Raw genomic sequence first — 16,602 nt, 5'->3', positions numbered from 1 at the left:
TGTAAACAACGGATCTTCCGTGAGGTCTTCTACTTGTATTATTGTTGATTCTCGGAGCTGTGACCAGTGTTTGATTGCTGCTGTTTAAACACCTCGGCTGCTTCTTCTGCAGAGATTTCGGTGTCAAATTCACCTGGAATCGGCATTTTGTTCAATTTCGTGGTTTGAACTTCTGCTTTTGTCGGTTCGTTACTGTTATGGTTTTGTTGGCTCATGTTGGTGGCACCTCCTTATCAAAGTACGTCTTCTGTATTTTGCCAACCATTCCCTAAAATTATGCAGAAAAACGGCATTAACGCTTGGCATGATCCGAAGAGAGCCAGCTGTTCCTGATTCTATCGTCAAATATTTAACTTCATATTCAACGGATGCCTGTTTCTCTGCTATCATAGGAATAATCGTTCAATGTTTGACGATAATCCGCAGTACATATGGAACGGAGAATGTACTATGAGCAAGTCTTATTCGTTCTTCCCTTTAGGGGATTCGGCTGTTCTCGTTCAATTCGAAGACATCGTGAGCGAGAAGGTGCATCGCCAGGTCACAGCTATGACGAGGCAAATGGAACAGAACCCTTTTCCAGGCTGGATCGAATGCATCCCTTCGTATACGAGCGTAGCGGTTTACTATGATTATGATAAGATCGGCAAGCCAGAGAGGTTCGATACCGTGTTTGCTTACGTCTGTTCGATGCTGGAGCAGCGGATGGAGGCGTGCGCTTGCGAGAAGACCATCACGAAATATGAGGTTGTTGACATTCCGGTTTGTTATGGGGGCGACTATGGGTCGGATCTGGACGAAGTGGCTCAGCAGAACCACCTATCTCCCAGGGATGTCATTCGTATTCATTCCGGGCAGGATTACTTAATCTACGCGATCGGATTCGCGCCCGGCTTCCCCTATGTCGGAGGTATCCCGGAGCAGATTGCGACACCGAGGAAACAGACTCCCCGGCTGCAAATCCCGGCTGGATCCGTAGGAATCGCCGGCACGCAAACCGGCATTTATCCGATCGAAACGCCGGGCGGGTGGCAGATTATCGGCCGGACGCCGCTCGTTTTATTTCGTCCCGAAGCCGAGCCGCCAACGCTGTTGAAGAGCGGGCAATATATCCGGTTTCGGCCTATTCAAGTTGAGGAATTTGAACGGTTAAGGGAAGTGGGCCTATGAGTATAACCGTACTAAAGTCGGGACTTCTTGTTACTCTTCAGGATGCGGGAAGACGGGGTTACGGCAGATACGGGATTATCACGGCAGGAGCAATGGATAATTCCGCTTATCGGATCGCCAATCGACTAGTTGGCAATGAGAATGAACAGGCCGTTCTGGAAATTACATGGTCAGGATTCGCGGTTGAATTTCATAGCGATCGGTGGGTTGCCATTACAGGCGGGGATCTATCACCCTCGATTGAAGGTGTGAAAGTTCCAATATGGCGTCCCGTGCTGATCAAAGCGGGCCGTGTTCTGAGCTTTCAACAGCCGGTAACGGGTTGCCGCGCTTATATGGCTGTATCGGGCGGATTTGATGTCTGCCAGGTAATGAGCAGCAGGAGTACGTATTTAAGGGCCGGAATCGGAGGATATGAAGGGAGGCCGTTGAAGAAAGGAGATACACTATTTGCTCATCCTTCTCAGCTTCCTCTAGTCATGTCTGAACGCTACCTTGATGATTACGGCGGTTTCCTCACCGTGAATTGGGCCGTCTCTGCTGAAGGGTATCCTGGTTCAGGGCAGGAGGCGGTGATACGCGTGCTGAAAGGGCGTCAATATGATGACTTTGACGCCATCAGCAAGCAGGCGCTGTTCGAAGAACAGTTCACCGTAACTCCGCAATCGGACCGTATGGGCTACAGGTTGTCCGGTCCGCCGCTTCAACTAAGCCATGCAAAGGAATATATATCCGAGCCGGTAGCCCTTGGAACGGTACAGGTACCCGCAGATGGCCAGCCCATCATTCTAATGGCGGATCGGCAGACGCTTGGAGGTTATCCCAAAATTGCGCAAGTGGCGACCGTTGATATTTCGCTGATCGCTCAGCTGTCTCCTGGGGCAGCAATTCGTTTTGCGGGTATTTCGTTGGCAGAAGCAGAACAGCTTTATACGGCTAACGTTCGAGAGTTTCGAATGTTGGAGGCCATGATCAAGCTTAAATTAAAGGAGTGGTGAGTCAGCATGGTTCGAGTGGACCTGAACTGCGATATGGGAGAGAGCTACGGTGCTTACAAGTTAGGCCATGATACGGAGCTTCTTCGCTGTATAACTTCGGCAAACATTGCTTGCGGATTTCATGCAGGTGATCCGGCGGTCATGAGGGCAACGGTCCGTCAAGCGATTGAGAGCGGTGCCGCAATCGGCGCGCACCCTGGCTTGCCCGATCTGGCTGGCTTCGGAAGAAGAAGAATGGAGATAACGCCTGCCGAAGCTTATGACATGGTAACCTATCAGATTGGAGCCCTGATGGCTTTTGCGATACAGGAAGGGTCTGGGCTGCAGCATGTAAAACCTCACGGTGCTCTGTATAATATGGCAGCAATCTCCAGCCCCCTTGCGGATGCGATTGCATCGGCAATCAAGCATATTGATCCGACACTCATTCTGTATGGGTTGGCAGGCAGCGAGTTAATCGCGGCGGGTGAGACGGTAGGGCTTCGCACAGCTAGCGAAGTGTTTGCGGATCGTACCTACCAGGATGACGGCACCCTCACGCCGAGAAATCTGCCGGATGCCTTGATAACGGATCCCGAAGCTGCGGTTACGCAAGTCGTACGGATGGTGAAAGAAAGAGTGGTAGTTACCCTGAGCGGCAAGGTGATTCCCATTATGGCAGATACCGTCTGCATTCATGGAGATGGCGCGCATGCATCGTTATTCGCCAGCACCTTGCGATCACGGCTTGAAGCAGAAGGCATAAGCGTTCAAGCGCTGCTATAATAAAAGTTAGGATGCTATTTTCGTGACCCAGCAGCTTACATAAACGAGTACAGGAGATATGATATATGCTAAAAATATTAATTTCAGGCTTTGAACCATTTGGCGGAAGCTCTATCAATCCAACGGAGAGACTGGTTGAGGAGATCAAGCACGAATCCTTCCCCGGTGCAGAGATCAGAACGCTGCTGCTTCCCGTACATTACGATGAGTGTGCGGAAATACTGCTGCAACAGATGAAGGCATATGAGCCCGATGCGGTCATTGCCTGCGGCGTAGCGGGTGGACGGACCGCCATTACACCGGAACGGATCGCCATTAATATCAAGGATATACCGCCGGAATCGACGATTTCGGATAATCGGGGTGTAAGACCTCAAGACGAGCCCATAGACGCTGACGGACCGGACGGACTGTTTTCAACCCTTCCCATCCGTTTGATGGTCAACCGGTTGAAGGAAGCGGGAATTCCAGCTGCGGTATCCAATACAGCCGGAACGTATATTTGCAATAATACGATGTATGCGATTTTGAACGATATTCGCCTTAAGCAAAAATCTGCCATTGGCGGATTTGTGCATTTTCCGGCTTCGATAGAGATGGCCGTGGAGAAGCCGTCCTTGCCAACTTTATCCCATGAAACGATGTTGAAAGGCCTGCGGATCATCGTACAGGCCACGATGGATGAATTGAACGGACGAGCTTAAGTTACGGTTGCTCAGCCCTTCTGCAATGAGTATGTAGATACATGATGGAATACATGATTAATATCCAGACAAACAATAAATCCCGTAACCCGCCATCCATGAGAACATCATGACATAGCGAGTAACGGGATTTCTTTTATTTTCTAACTCCATTTTTCATGTCATTAATCGACTTCATCTTCGATTACCGGGACGCAAGGGGAGAGAAACGGATCGCGTTGTTCCCGTAATTGTCCGCGCGCCAGCACCTGGACCCGGAACTCGTTATCATAACCCTCCAGATTCTCATCATCTCTGGTATACAGGAGACCGTATGAACCGGGAGCGATTTCGCCAATCAATTGGTACAGCGCCACGATCTCGGCAGCCTCGGCTCCCTTGCGGTTCGTAAAACCTCCGACATGAAGGTAATAGAAGCCGTTAGCCGCATTTAAGGATAGCAAGCCGCTGCCCCATGCAAATTCGGTCATCTTAAGCTGTATTTTCTGAATGATCATGTCGAGCTGCCCGGCATCCGCTTCCGCAGGATTTTCCTGGATAGTAGCCCAGCCGTGAAATTCATACATGAATGCTCACTCCTTGTCGTTATAATGGATCGGTATCAATGTGGACTTCTATTCCATATCTTTGGCTGTATTCATGTAATTTGTCAATAACCGATTGGGCAGGCTCCCCTTCAAAATGATAATAGACCTTTCTGCCGGTTTGCTCCGCTGCTTCAAAGGTCGCTTTCATCTGATCACGGACCTTTTTGTTAACCTGCTGCAGGGCAGGCTTGGTCTGGGCAATATATTCATCGCTAACCGCGTCGAATTCCCGCCCGATCGGGTCGGAATCAAACTTCATTCTCGATTCTCCGCCAAGTCGCTCCGCAAGCGCATCCGCGGCAGCATCCGGCTTGTTAACCTTCTGCAGCTCTCCGGAATATCTCGGCACCTCTTGCGGTGTACCTTCAGCTTCGTCAGGTTTATCTTCATCGGGTTTGTCTTTAGGTTCATCTTCATCCGGCTTTTCGGTGTCAGGTTTATCTGGATTCGGCTTATCATCATCAGGTTTATTCTCATGGTCATCATCCGGCTTCCGCGGATTCTCTTCCGGTTGCTCATTCGTACCGTCAGGCTTTCGATCATCGCGAGATCCGCCAGAGGGAGTATCCGGCTCATCGCGCGTTTTCAAACCGACTTTCTCGAAAAGCGCATCCAGCCACCTTCTTGCTCGGGGACCCAGCTTATTGGACAGCCAAGATACCCCTTTACCTATCGGAATCCGGCTGAAGATAACGGCTAACACGGCAGCGGCCGCATTTTGTGGGGTTAGCAGCTTCTTCGGGTCGCGGATGTATCCGGCAATTTCGTGTCCGCCACCGGCAATGCCTGCACCGGTCATGGCAATGCCAAGAGCGGGCCAGAAGCTGACAAACAGCAGGGATAGGGCAAAGGCTCCCAATATCATACCCGCTTGTTCCCAGCCGCTAAGCCGATCCCACCAGTTCTGGAGTGAGTCGAACAAGCACGCAAAACAAGAGGAGTCGCCAGCTGTCATCGAAGCGCCGATACTGGACAGGATCCCGGCAGCAAGCATGAGAATGCCGATGGCTCCCAGAACGGCAGTATACTTTCTTACATTTTCCTGGATCTGACCCCTTTGACCTGCTGCTTCGAGATTGCCATACAATATCGAATATCCGAGCTCGCGTCGTTCTCGGTAGAATCCAATCAAGTAACCGAGGCGTTTCCTATCTGTAAAGAGAGCCCGCGTCATCTGCCAACACTCCGTTAATGGATTGATGAGGGCCTCACCCTTCAGAACGGGAAGACGGTCACGGATTCGATGCAGATCGAAATAGTCGATGAACAACCCTGCAACCAGCAGGACCAGGAAGAAGCCTTCGGTTCGGTAGCCCTCACCGGTCCATTCATGAATAGTCAGCACCCACTCCGGCAGCCGATTCTGCCCATTCCAGGCTGCATGATTCAGGATAGCCCATAGCAGAAGGACAGCCGGAAATGCATAGGCCCAGCGTGAGAGGCGTTTGGCGTACCGGAAAGCAATGCCGATTCCGAGTGCGATCATGGCACTATGTACAGGATGCGTAACATTCATCATGGTCGGAATAAAGCTTTCCTCGAAGTAGCCCGGAAACCAATCGAAGAACTCCCAATGGAGCGTTTTGCCGCCGAGAAAAGACACCCCGTAATTGCTTTGGACTAAGCGCCTCGACAGCTCCTCCATAAATTGGAAGCCAATGCCGGGAGCAGCCCCTAATACAACATAATCGCTCAGACTTAACGAAGTAGCTCTTCTTGAAAAAAATAAATACAGTCCCAGAGGCAATAGCTTGTAGATTTCCTCAACGACTGGGGTCATGAAGGCGAATGACCATGTGTCGTTAGTCCGTCCTCCAAAGATCAAATGAAGTCCCTGCATGGTCCCATTGGTCAAGGGAATGACCAAAAGAATCCCTGAGAGAACAAACAAGCTGACCTGCTTCCAGGTAACGGTTTTGCTCCGGCTGAGCAGCCAAAATTGCAGCAGAACGTAGAAAGACCACAAATATTGAACAAGCATGGTCCGCGATTCTTCAATCAGAATCAGACTTAAAACGAGCACCAGCAGGGAAAGCCAGGAAAATAAGTGATACACCTTGGCAATGAAAGGGTATCTCCCAATCCATTCCCTCCAAACCCGATATATCCCCTCGACCGTGTCTCTGATTCTCGTCCGAATGACCGCAATAGATGATGTAATGGAATCCACCCCCCGCTGAATGAACCATTAGCTTAGAACGTTCACAAAAGACAGTTTGCTATATATTTACACAATGGGTCCTCATCGTGAAACATTTTCTTGATCAGCATATGCGGCTCGAAGCAAAGGTAGTGCTGCCTAAAAAGAAACCCCCTGATCAGCCGGCAGAATATCCGGATAACCAGGGGGAGAGGAGGTAACTATTTATATTTTACGACGATGGCATTACTGACCTGCCGTCCAGGGGACGTTAAGTAAGATCCATTATAATACAAGCCGCTGGAGGCACCACCATCCAGATTCATCGCTTGGTACGCCCCAGCTTGTTTCATAATTTCCGCAAGCTGGGGAATGGTTGCTCCGCCTGTCGTTAACAAAATCAGCTTATGATCCTTCGTGATACCGAGCGCGCTTCGTGCGCCGCCGCCAGTTAGAATCTTCGGATCTTTGAAGCCTTCCTTCTTGACGTCCAGGGTTACCTTGCCGTCAGTCAGTAGACGCGGGCCACCTTGAAGTGCCCCTTCCAAATGTCCGGCATCATATACGGATCTGAAATCAAGTCCAGGAATCATGGTGGCCAGATTGTTGCTGTCATAGGTGAAGATCGTCCGATTATCCCCCGAGGCCTTGTGCAAAATATTGCCTTTGCTGACCAAATAGCCGTAAGGCGCTTTGTATGCGCCGGAAGTGTAGGCATCAAAGAACGTACCGTTTATAGCCACTACGGCGTTACTACGCTTGGCTATACTGCGCAAATCCTCGACCTTCCCTGCTTTATTGCCTGCCAGAACGACGTCCAGTTCCACCTTCGGATGGAGAAGTGAAACGGTAACCACCTGTGCACTGAAGGAACGGGAGCCCACCTTGAAGGTTTTCCTAACCGTCGTAACGGGCTTGGTTTGGCTGGATATTAATGTTCCCGATAGAACAGGGAGCGTGTTTGCTACATTCCCATCCGTGATGTTCAGGGTAGATCTATTATGGCTCCAGGATAGCTGCAAGCCCAGATGCTGGCTGACAAATTGCAGCGGTACATAGGTGGAGCCGTTCTCGGAGAACGGGGCTGCTTTAGCCTGAACCTTCTTGCCATTTACATAGGCATTGAGGCTGCCCAGGTATAGCGTGAGAGCTGTATCTTCGCGAGTAATAGTGAGTTTTTTTTCAGCGGCTGTATACGCCACCTTTACGCCGTCATAGGTCTTGAGTACCCCAATCGAAATATAGGATTGGCTGTTCTTATCCACATAAGCCAAATTCTTGGGTGCGGATGCGGCATACAGCGGCGTTATTACCGTCAGCATGGCTAGTACAACGATTACAATAATTCTTTTCATGTTTCCTCTCAAGCTCCTCTTCTCTTTATCTGTATTGGGCAACGCAGGATTTGTGCCTATACTTTATCGGAAGATAAGGACTATTTATTTAGGACAAAAGTCCAATTCCTGTCTTGTTTTTGTAAATAAATTCCGATAACCCATTGACAATGAACCCCATCTCTTATATGGTTAATCACATGAGTAACTAACCAATGATGCAATGAAGGTTATAAATGAAAGTTGGTGAGGTAAATGGCATTTCAGATTGATGACAGCAGACCGATATTCATGCAAATTGCCGACAAAATTGAAGACGACATCATCGAAGCCCGGCTGCCTGAGGAGACACAGGTTCCATCAACGAATCAGTTTGCAGCCTTTTACCAGATCAATCCGGCAACGGCTGCCAAAGGCGTAAATCTGCTGGTGGATCAAGGGATTTTGTACAAGAAACGGGGGATTGGCATGTTTGTAGCTTCTGGAGCTCGTGAACTGCTGATGGAGAAGCGCAAGACGGAGTTTTATGAACAGTACGTGGTCGCCATGGTTAAGGAAGCGGCCAAACTTGGGATTACCAAAGATCAATTATCGGAAATGATCCGCAGAGGGGAGCAAGACTGATGAGCCAAACCGTGATCGAAGTCAAGAATTTGAGCAAGGCATACAAGGATGCGACGGCTGTCGATAATGTGAGCTTTACCATTGAGGCGAATAAGATCTATGGATTGCTTGGCAGGAACGGCGCGGGCAAAACGACCATCATGCAGATGATAACGGCGCAGCTGTTCCCAAGCCAAGGGGAGATTCGCGTATTCGGAGAGCATCCATACGAAAATCAGAAGGTGATCCGGCAGGTATGCTTCATTAAGGAAGGCCAGAAATATCCGGATATCTTTACGGTCAAGGACGTTATGGGAATTGCCGCTAACGTTTATCCGAATTGGGATGCGGCATATGCAAACAAACTGATCGAGGTATTCCGGCTGCCTATGAAACGACTCGTAAAGAGATTGTCCCGCGGCATGCTCTCATCGGTAGGCATCATCGTCGGACTCGCCAGCCGAGCACCGATCACGATCTTTGATGAGCCTTACCTCGGACTCGACGCCGTGGCCAGAGAGCTGTTCTATGATCATCTGATCGAGGATTACACCAATCATCCGCGCACGATTATTCTGTCCACGCATTTGATTGATGAGGTTAGCAGATTGCTGGAGCATATTATCGTCATTGATTCCGGCCGAATTTTACTTGACGATGCTACGGATGACTTGCGGGGACGTGCGTTTAAGATCGTCGGTCCCTCCGGAACGGTTGAATCGTTTATCCAAGGGCTGGAAGTGATACATCGGGAGTCGTTCGCTTCCATGTTATCCGTCACGGTGATGGGCAGCGCGACAACGAAGTTGCATAAAGAGGCGGAGGAATTGGGCTTAGAAACAACCCCCGTTTCCCTTCAACAATTGATCGTATATTTAACTAAGCGCGAAAAGGTGGGGATCCAACCATGAACGGAATTCCTGGCGTAATCCATATTTATTCGAGACAGAAACTATCCTGGTTTTATTTGCCCTGGGCCATCACGGCATTCAGCTTTCTGATCAACTACATTATCAGCGTGTTGGTTAATGGTGAAGCGTTCTATGCCGGGGGATTGGCAACAATCTTTATCTATGTGTTTATCGCGGCTCTTGTATCGGTGCTGCAGTTGTTTCCCTTTTCCCTCGGATTCAGCATTCGAAGAACGGACTTCTATCTGGGCTCTGTTCTGATGGTGGTAGCGTACAGCGTCATAACGTCGATTATATTATTGGCATTAGCCGAAATTGAACGCTTTACGAGTTCTTGGGGAGACCGGATATCGTTCTTCAAACTGCCGTATTTGAATGACGGCACGTTATTTGAACAATTCATCATTTATTTCATATTGCTTCTTACATTTGCCTTTATCGGGATAGGAATCGGCGTGTTCTATCTTCGTCATCGCGGCATTAAGACCTTTGTCATGTTTGCGGCCTATTTCATTATATTGTCGGGGGCCAGCGTTCTGGTTACCCAATACGGCTGGTGGGGGCAAGTGATTGACTGGGTTGTCAAACATACTGCCTTTGAATTGTCCCTGTGGCTCATTCCCATCTCGGTTATCCTCGCACTCGTCAGCTACCGCTCGATTCGTAAAAGCTCGGTGTAAGGCAAAAGACGTCCGATTACTCGGACGTCTTTTTGTGCTTCTGTTTTTTTAACGTCTTCGCTCCCGCAAGCGTGGTGCCCAGCGGGAACGAGAGGAGCGGGTGTTTGGATATGCCGATTTGTTGGGAGGTGTAGATGCCGGAGTGCCCGGAGAACAAGTAACTGATCACACAGGCCATAAACATATACACGGCGCCTTCACCGCCGAACAGTTCGATTCCCATAATAAAGCAAGCAATCGGGGTGTTCGTTGCTCCGCAGAAGACAGCAATAAATCCTAATGCAGCCAGGAACGGGGCGTATAATCCGATCCATTCCGATAACGCGTTACCCAGCGTTGCCCCGATGGCAAACAGCGGGGTTACTTCTCCACCCTGGAACCCTGCTCCGAGCGTCAGCGAGGTAAAGATGATTTTGCCGAGAAAGGCGAGAGGCGATACCTCGTCTGTGAAGGAGGCTTCGATCAGGGGGAGACCCAGTCCCAAATAATCGCGTGTCCCAAGCAGATAAACCAGCCCAATGATGATGATGCCGCCGACAGCGCTTTTGATCATCGGATTGCGGAAGAAATAGCTGTACCACCGCTTCAAGGAATGGGTTAGCTCACTGAATAGTCGGCTTGTCAGACCAAAGAGTATCGAGGCGAAAATCACCTTTAGGATCACCAGGAAACTCAAAGCCGGAATTTCTCCGATCGGATAATGCAGATGGCTGACGCCCCATAGGGAGGTGGCGATCAGATTCCCGACCAAGCTGGCTATGAATGCAGGTAATAGGGCTTGATGCGAGATCAGTCCGATGGCAAGGACTTCTAGTCCAAATAGCGTTCCCGCTAGCGGCGTGCCGAAGATGGATCCGAAACCGCCGCTAATTCCGCAGATCAGCAGTATTTTTCGATCCGCCGGCGTGACGCGGATAAGCTTCCCGAACCACTCCGATAAACTTCCTCCCATCTGAACGGCAGTGCCCTCACGTCCTGCAGATCCCCCGAACAGATGCGTGATCAATGTCCCGATTAGCACTAAAGGTGCCATACGCAATGGAACGGATTCCGTATTGCCATGGATTTGTTCAAGGATGAGATTATTCCCTTTGGTGCTGCTCTTGCCAAACTTGTAATATAGGAAGCTGACCACGGCCCCTCCCAAGGGAAGGAAGAACAGCAGCCAAGGGTTCTCCATGCGAAGGGAGGTTACATAGTCCAGACTGTAAAGGAAAAAGGCGGAAGCACTGCCCGTCATCAATCCAACAACACTTCCCAGAACGATCCATTTGATGAAGTAACCGGACAACAAGGCGTATGGCCATTTTTCGGTAACCTCAAACCATTTTTTAATCATGCAAATTCACCCGTTTCTATATATTCGCCGCTAAACCCTTCGATACACAAACAGACTCCTACCAGGAAAGCGACCTCTGGTAGGAGTCATTAGCTATCGAAGCGGTTATGGCGAACTCCATCGCCTCATTCAATTAGCATTTATTGTAATGGAATAGAGGTTTCAGTGTCAATGGCACAATCCATAGGAGCGGAGCTTTTTATTGAGCCCAAAGAAGTATCGCATTTATTTGGAAAAAAGTGCTTGACTTGGGCATGGACTTTTTTCAGGTGAGAAATTCAAGATGTCCATGGACGCAGGAAAGACCTTTATTTTATAGTTACAGATGATAATGAGAATCAATATCAAAGTATTGAGGGGAAAATGATGTCATCAAACACGTCCAATCTAAGTCTTACAGATTCCAAGACCCACGTTAAACTCAAGGGGCGACCATGGGCTGCAACCCTGATTCTCACCGGAGGTGTGGCAGCGCTGGTGCTTGGCATAGCTTTATCGATATCGCTCGGAGCGGCAGAGATTGATCTGCGAAATGTATGGGAGGCGGTGTTTTTCTTTAATCCTGATGTGACGGAGCATCAGATCATACAGGAACTGCGCTTGCCGAGAGTCCTCGGTGGGGCGATGGTGGGCGCCTGCTTTGCGGTATCGGGCGCGATCATGCAGGGGATGACTCGGAATCCGCTGGCTGATTCAGGTTTGCTCGGATTAAATGCGGGAGCGGGGTTTGCCATTGCCCTTTGCTTTTCGTTTTTTCCGGGGCTGCCTTATATGTACCTGATTCTGTTCTCGTTCCTTGGAGCAGGATTAGGTGCTGTACTCGTGTATGGTGTCAGTTCCATGGCAAAAGGGGGACTGACACCGGTTCGTCTTGTTCTTGCGGGTGCTGCCCTAAGTGCTTTGTTAAGTGCGCTTAGCGAAGGCATTGCATTGTATTTTCAGGTCGGTCAGGACATGGCTTTCTGGTATGCCGGCGGAACTGCGGGGATTAAGTGGGTCCATCTGAAGATTATGCTGCCATGGATCGTCGCTGCGATATTGGGAGCTATTGCATTGTCACGCTCCATTACCATGCTCAGCCTCGGCGATGAGATTGCCCGCGGGCTCGGACAGCGAACGGGCCTCGTCAAGCTGGCCGGAACGGTGATCGTGCTGGTGCTGGCAGGGGCTGCCGTCTCGGTTGTCGGTGCGGTAGGCTTTGTCGGTCTTATGATTCCGCATGTCACGCGCAAGCTGGTCGGTGTGGATTACCGCCTCATCATTCCTTGCTCGGCCGTTCTTGGGAGCTTGCTGGTCGTCATTGCCGACCTAGCAGCCAGAATGGTGAACCCTCCTTACGAGACACCGGTGGGCGCGATCATCGCGTTGATCGGGGTACCCTTCTTCCTTTACTTGGCACGCAAAGAAAGGAGGGAACTGTAATGGAGACCATCACAAACACCATGCATGGGCGAAAAGACAGGAAGCGCAAAATCATAACCCTGTCTGTGCTGGCTGCACTGATCGTTTTGGTATTTCTGATCAGTATGAACACGGGAGTCATTCGTTTATCGCCGCTTGAGGTCATCAAAACCTTGTTTGGCAGCGGGACGGATAAGCAGGAGCTGGTGCTGTTCGAATTCCGCTTGCCGCGGATCGTCATCTCGCTGCTTATTGGGGCCGGGTTAGCGATATCGGGATGTGTGATGCAGGGAATATCCCGTAATGAGCTGGCGGATCCGGGAATCTTGGGGATTAATGCAGGAGCAGGCTTGATGGTGATGCTGTTCATTTCATTTTTCCCAAGCACGACGGCGGCCCCTGTCTATCTACTGCCGGTGCTTGCATTGATTGGGGCGAGCTTAACCGCTGCATTAATATGCGCGCTGGCCTATAAGAAGAATCAGGGTTTTAAGCCGACGGGGCTCCTGTTAACAGGGATTGCCGTTGCGGCGGGCATTAGTGCGGCTATGATCGTGCTAACGCTGCGCTTGAGTCCTGAAAAATATCAGTTTGTTGCCACTTGGCTAGCGGGCAGCATTTGGGGTTCCAGCTGGAAGTTTGTATTGGCATTGCTCCCATGGATCCTTGTGCTTCTGCCCTTCGTCATGTATAAAGCGCAGGTGATGAACGTGCTCAATCTTGGAGAACCGATGGCGACGGGACTCGGTGCTTCCGTCACAAGGGAGCAGCTGAAGCTGTTGGCAGCGGCGGTTGGCTTGGCAGCCTCGTGCGTTGCGGTAAGCGGCGGAATTGGATTTGTCGGACTTATCGCGCCCCACCTGTCCAGACGGTTGGTCGGTGCGAAGCATCAGATGCTGCTGCCGGTAACGGCGCTGGTCGGTGCACTGCTGGTCATCACAGCCGATACTCTGGGACGTTGGATCATCCAACCATCTGAGATTCCGACGGGGATCGTGGTTGCGGTGATTGGTGCTCCCTATTTCCTGTACCTGTTATCCAGGTCGAGAGCGTAACAGGATAAGATCGTAACTGATCTATAATGTGCGCTTTATTAAAGGGAAGGACTTGCTCATTTCTATAATGGAATTACGGATTAAGGAGGTCCTTATGCTGCGTCGATTTTTTTCCTATTACAAGCCTTATAAAAGGCTGTTCATCCTGGATTTTTGCTGCGCTATCTTTGCGGCTTTACTTGAATTGATATTCCCGGTTGCCGTCAACCGCGTGATTGACGACTTGCTGCCGAGCGGTAACTGGAAGTGGATCTTATACGCTTGTTTGGGTCTTCTCGGCATTTATGTTGTCAGTTCCTTCTTGCATTACGTGGTCACCTATTGGGGGCATAAACTCGGCATCAACATTGAGACGGATATGCGCAAAAAGCTGTTTGATCGGGTTCAGAAGCAATCCTTCCGTTTTTTTGACAACAACAAGACGGGACATCTCGTCTCGCGGATGACGAATGACCTGATGGATATCGGGGAAATTGCCCACCACGGTCCGGAAGATCTGTTCATTGCCCTTATGACGCTTGCCGGAGCCTTGGGCATCATGCTCGGGATTAACTGGGAGCTTGCGGTGATGACGTTTGTGATAGTACCTCTGATGGTCTATTTATCACTCTATTTCAGTGGAAAAATGTCGGCTGCGTTCAAGCGCATGTTCTCCGATATCGCCGATTACAACGCAAGGGTGGAGAACAACGTCAGCGGTATCCGCGTGGTTCAAGCCTTCTCGAATGAGGAGCATGAAATGGCTCGTTTCGCCGAGAACAACAACCGTTTCCGCGTGACAAAGCTGATTGCCTACCGCATTATGGCGTGGAACTCTTCGATTAGCTTTATCCTGATGAAATTCATCTCCCTGTTCGTTTTGGTGTGCGGTACTTGGTTCGTGATCGAAGGCCGGATGACCAACGGGGAATTTATCGCTTTTGTCATGCTGTCCAACGTCTTCCTCGGCCCGATTAAACAGATTAATGCGGTCATTGAGATGTATCCGAAGGGAATCGCCGGCTTTAAGCGTTATTTGGAGCTGCTTGAGAGCGAACCGGACGTTGCGGATACGCCTAATGCGAAGCCGGTTCACGATCTGCGGGGAGACATTGCCTTTCACGGGGTATCCTTCGGGTACGAGAACAAAGATCAAGTGCTGCAGGATGTCAGTTTGTCCATACATGCTGGTGAAACCGTTGCGCTTGTGGGGCCGTCCGGAGCGGGCAAAACAACGTTATGTTCATTGCTGCCGCGTTTCTATGATACAGACGCTGGCCGGATTACGATTGATGGGATCGATATCCGAGACATGAAGCTGCAATCCCTTCGTTCCCATATTGGCATCGTGCAGCAGGATGTATTCCTGTTTGATGGCAGCATTCGCGAAAATATTGCCTATGGCCGACTTGACGCTGCCGATAGCGATATTATGAAAGCCATGAGTCGTGCCCAGCTTGAGGAGCTGGTCGCTTCACTTCCGGATGGGCTGGACACCTTAATTGGCGAGAGAGGCGTTAAGCTGTCCGGCGGACAGAAGCAGCGCCTGTCGATAGCCCGGATGTTCCTCAAGAACCCGCCGATTCTTATTCTGGACGAAGCGACGTCCGCATTGGATGCGGAGACCGAAGCGGCGATTCAGCAGGCATTGGCCGAACTGTCGGAAGGTCGGACGACACTTATAATTGCACACCGGCTCGCTACCATCAAGAACGCAGATCGGATTGTGGTTGTTGCTGACAAAGGCATTGCCGAACAAGGCATCCACGAAGAACTGCTCGCGGCGCAAGGCATATACAGCCGATTACATCGAGCCCAATTCGGGGCTTAAATCCAGCTATCATTTTTTGGGAGGATATCAACATGTTCAAGTCTAAATTACGCATCATGCTCTCCACGCTCGTTTTATGTTCGATCTTTATTTCGGCATGCAGCGGGAATGGGAATACCGTGAATAATGGCGGCTCTGCCGGTGAAACAGCTGCGGGCACGGACAAGCCCCAGACTGAGGCCTCAGCGCCCACGACTAGAGAGGTGGATACGATTAACGGAGAAATCGAAATTCCGGCCGCCCCCGAGCGAATTATAGTTGATGCCTACCTGCCAACTCTGCTGCTGCTCGGAGAAAAGCCGGTCGGCGCGACAGCGACGGATCTCGAGAACGTCCATATTCAAGACATGATTGAGGGCATAGAGAACACGGGGGAAAGCGCTCCGGAAAAGATTGTGGAATTGAACCCAGACCTGATTATCAGCGCTAACTCGGACCCGGAATTATACGAGAAATTGTCCAAAATCGCACCGACGGTCATTCTCCCTTATGAAACCTATCGAGGCGTGCACGAAGAAGTGGAGGGACTCGGTGCTATACTGGGCAAAGAAACAGAAGCAAAAGAATGGCTCGCCGGTTTCGATGAAAAAATAGATGCGCTGCGCACAAAAGTGAGCGGTGTGTTGGAAGAGGGAGAGACGTTCTCGATCTTTGGCGCATTCGGTAAAACCTTCTATCTCTACGGAGATGGCATTTATCGAGGAGGCTTGGCGATCTACAAGGAGCTCCATCTAACGCCTCCGGCAACGATCCAAAAAGAATTGATTGATGCCAACGTGACTTACAAAGAGGTTTCCATGGAAGTGCTCAAAGATTATGCAGGCGATTATATCTTCTTTGATGAGTCTAACGGCGCCGAGATGGATAAGAAGGACAAGGTGTGGACTTCGATTGAAGCGGTGAAGCAGGATCGCGTGTTTTATCTCGATGCCAAACGATTTTGGCCGTTTGATCCGATTGCTGTCCTAGCTCAGGCGGAGGAAGTGACGGAAATGATCGTCAGCCAAAAAGAGAAGGAAAACGCGAAATAACCAGCGAGCTCGGTGATACCGGATGGATAGTGATGGACGGCAATGGCAGACCCTGAACAAGAGCGGTCTGCCAT

16 protein-coding genes and 1 riboswitch are annotated in these 16,602 nt (G+C 50.2%); of the genes, 11 read left to right on the top strand and 5 right to left on the bottom strand.

Annotation, left to right across the window (positions count from 1 at the left end):
* Nucleotides 1-38 precede the first annotated feature (38 nt).
* The gene (locus tag MHH48_RS21360; RefSeq protein ID WP_179090610.1) at nt 39-215 is read right to left on the bottom strand and encodes a hypothetical protein; all 177 of its coding nucleotides are present in this window, start codon (nt 213-215) and stop codon (nt 39-41) included.
* Nucleotides 216-450: 235 nt separating this feature from the next.
* Between MHH48_RS21360 and pxpB the strand changes: the two genes are divergently transcribed.
* The 4 genes from pxpB (at nt 451) to MHH48_RS21340 (ending at nt 3,637) form a co-directional block, all read left to right on the top strand.
* Nucleotides 451-1,170, top strand: a complete 720-nt coding sequence (gene pxpB, locus MHH48_RS21355; RefSeq protein WP_076321914.1) for a 5-oxoprolinase subunit PxpB — start codon at nt 451-453, stop codon at nt 1,168-1,170.
* Entirely contained in the window at nt 1,167-2,168 is a 1,002-nt protein-coding gene (locus tag MHH48_RS21350) for a biotin-dependent carboxyltransferase family protein (protein ID WP_076321913.1), read from the top strand. The genes pxpB and MHH48_RS21350 overlap by 4 nt, the downstream gene beginning before the upstream one ends.
* Nucleotides 2,169-2,174: 6 nt before the next feature.
* A complete protein-coding gene (locus MHH48_RS21345) occupies nt 2,175-2,933 on the top strand; it encodes a 5-oxoprolinase subunit PxpA (RefSeq protein WP_076321912.1) in 759 nt (252 codons plus the stop codon).
* 65 nt (nt 2,934-2,998) lie between these two features.
* Nucleotides 2,999-3,637 carry a pyroglutamyl-peptidase I gene (locus MHH48_RS21340; protein WP_076321911.1) on the top strand — a complete coding sequence of 213 codons (639 nt, stop codon included), beginning with the start codon at nt 2,999-3,001 and terminating at the stop codon, nt 3,635-3,637.
* A 164-nt stretch (nt 3,638-3,801) separates the two neighbouring features.
* On the opposite strand, the gene MHH48_RS21335 is transcribed toward MHH48_RS21340, so the two are convergent.
* The 3 genes from MHH48_RS21335 to MHH48_RS21325 all read right to left on the bottom strand — a co-directional run bounded on the left by MHH48_RS21335 (nt 3,802) and on the right by MHH48_RS21325 (nt 7,719).
* Nucleotides 3,802-4,203, bottom strand: a complete 402-nt coding sequence (locus MHH48_RS21335) for an immunity 7 family protein (RefSeq protein ID WP_076321910.1) — start codon at nt 4,201-4,203, stop codon at nt 3,802-3,804.
* 19 nt (nt 4,204-4,222) lie between these two features.
* Nucleotides 4,223-6,394, bottom strand: coding sequence for a restriction endonuclease fold toxin (locus tag MHH48_RS21330; RefSeq protein WP_256720478.1), 2,172 nt, complete (start codon nt 6,392-6,394; stop codon nt 4,223-4,225).
* Nucleotides 6,395-6,585: 191 nt separating this feature from the next.
* The gene (locus MHH48_RS21325) at nt 6,586-7,719 is read right to left on the bottom strand and encodes a phosphodiester glycosidase family protein (RefSeq protein WP_076321909.1); all 1,134 of its coding nucleotides are present in this window, start codon (nt 7,717-7,719) and stop codon (nt 6,586-6,588) included.
* 234 nt (nt 7,720-7,953) lie between these two features.
* Between MHH48_RS21325 and MHH48_RS21320 the strand changes: the two genes are divergently transcribed.
* From MHH48_RS21320 to MHH48_RS21310, 3 genes are read left to right on the top strand one after another with little or no spacing between them, the layout of a single operon-like run.
* Nucleotides 7,954-8,322, top strand: a complete 369-nt coding sequence (locus MHH48_RS21320; RefSeq protein ID WP_009591066.1) for a GntR family transcriptional regulator — start codon at nt 7,954-7,956, stop codon at nt 8,320-8,322.
* Entirely contained in the window at nt 8,322-9,212 is an 891-nt protein-coding gene (locus MHH48_RS21315) for an ABC transporter ATP-binding protein (RefSeq protein WP_076321908.1), read from the top strand. The genes MHH48_RS21320 and MHH48_RS21315 overlap by 1 nt, the downstream gene beginning before the upstream one ends.
* Entirely contained in the window at nt 9,209-9,892 is a 684-nt protein-coding gene (locus MHH48_RS21310; RefSeq protein WP_076321907.1) for a hypothetical protein, read from the top strand. The genes MHH48_RS21315 and MHH48_RS21310 overlap by 4 nt, the downstream gene beginning before the upstream one ends.
* A gap of 16 nt (nt 9,893-9,908) precedes the next feature.
* Here the strand turns inward: MHH48_RS21310 and MHH48_RS21305 are convergent, their stop codons facing one another.
* Complete coding sequence (locus MHH48_RS21305) at nt 9,909-11,231, bottom strand: voltage-gated chloride channel family protein (RefSeq protein ID WP_076321906.1); 1,323 nt, start codon at nt 11,229-11,231, stop codon at nt 9,909-9,911.
* Between the two features lie 73 nt (nt 11,232-11,304).
* A riboswitch (Fluoride riboswitch) is annotated at nt 11,305-11,365 on the bottom strand.
* Between the two features lie 232 nt (nt 11,366-11,597).
* Between MHH48_RS21305 and MHH48_RS21300 the strand changes: the two genes are divergently transcribed.
* The 4 genes from MHH48_RS21300 to MHH48_RS21285 all read left to right on the top strand — a co-directional run bounded on the left by MHH48_RS21300 (nt 11,598) and on the right by MHH48_RS21285 (nt 16,528).
* The gene (locus MHH48_RS21300) at nt 11,598-12,653 is read left to right on the top strand and encodes an iron ABC transporter permease (RefSeq protein ID WP_076321905.1); all 1,056 of its coding nucleotides are present in this window, start codon (nt 11,598-11,600) and stop codon (nt 12,651-12,653) included.
* Nucleotides 12,653-13,687: an iron ABC transporter permease gene (locus MHH48_RS21295; RefSeq protein WP_076321904.1), complete on the top strand. Its 1,035-nt coding sequence runs from the start codon at nt 12,653-12,655 to the stop codon at nt 13,685-13,687. Before MHH48_RS21300 ends, MHH48_RS21295 begins: the two co-directional genes overlap by 1 nt.
* A 94-nt stretch (nt 13,688-13,781) precedes the next feature.
* The gene (locus tag MHH48_RS21290) at nt 13,782-15,497 is read left to right on the top strand and encodes an ABC transporter ATP-binding protein (protein WP_076321903.1); all 1,716 of its coding nucleotides are present in this window, start codon (nt 13,782-13,784) and stop codon (nt 15,495-15,497) included.
* Nucleotides 15,498-15,529: 32 nt separating this feature from the next.
* Nucleotides 15,530-16,528, top strand: a complete 999-nt coding sequence (locus MHH48_RS21285; protein WP_076321902.1) for an ABC transporter substrate-binding protein — start codon at nt 15,530-15,532, stop codon at nt 16,526-16,528.
* Nucleotides 16,529-16,602: the final 74 nt, after the last annotated feature.

This window comes from Paenibacillus sp. FSL F4-0100 (assembly GCF_037993005.1).
In the GTDB taxonomy this organism is placed as follows: Bacteria; Bacillota; Bacilli; order Paenibacillales; family Paenibacillaceae; genus Paenibacillus_AQ.
This window is presented reverse-complemented; position numbering and strand designations above follow the sequence as displayed.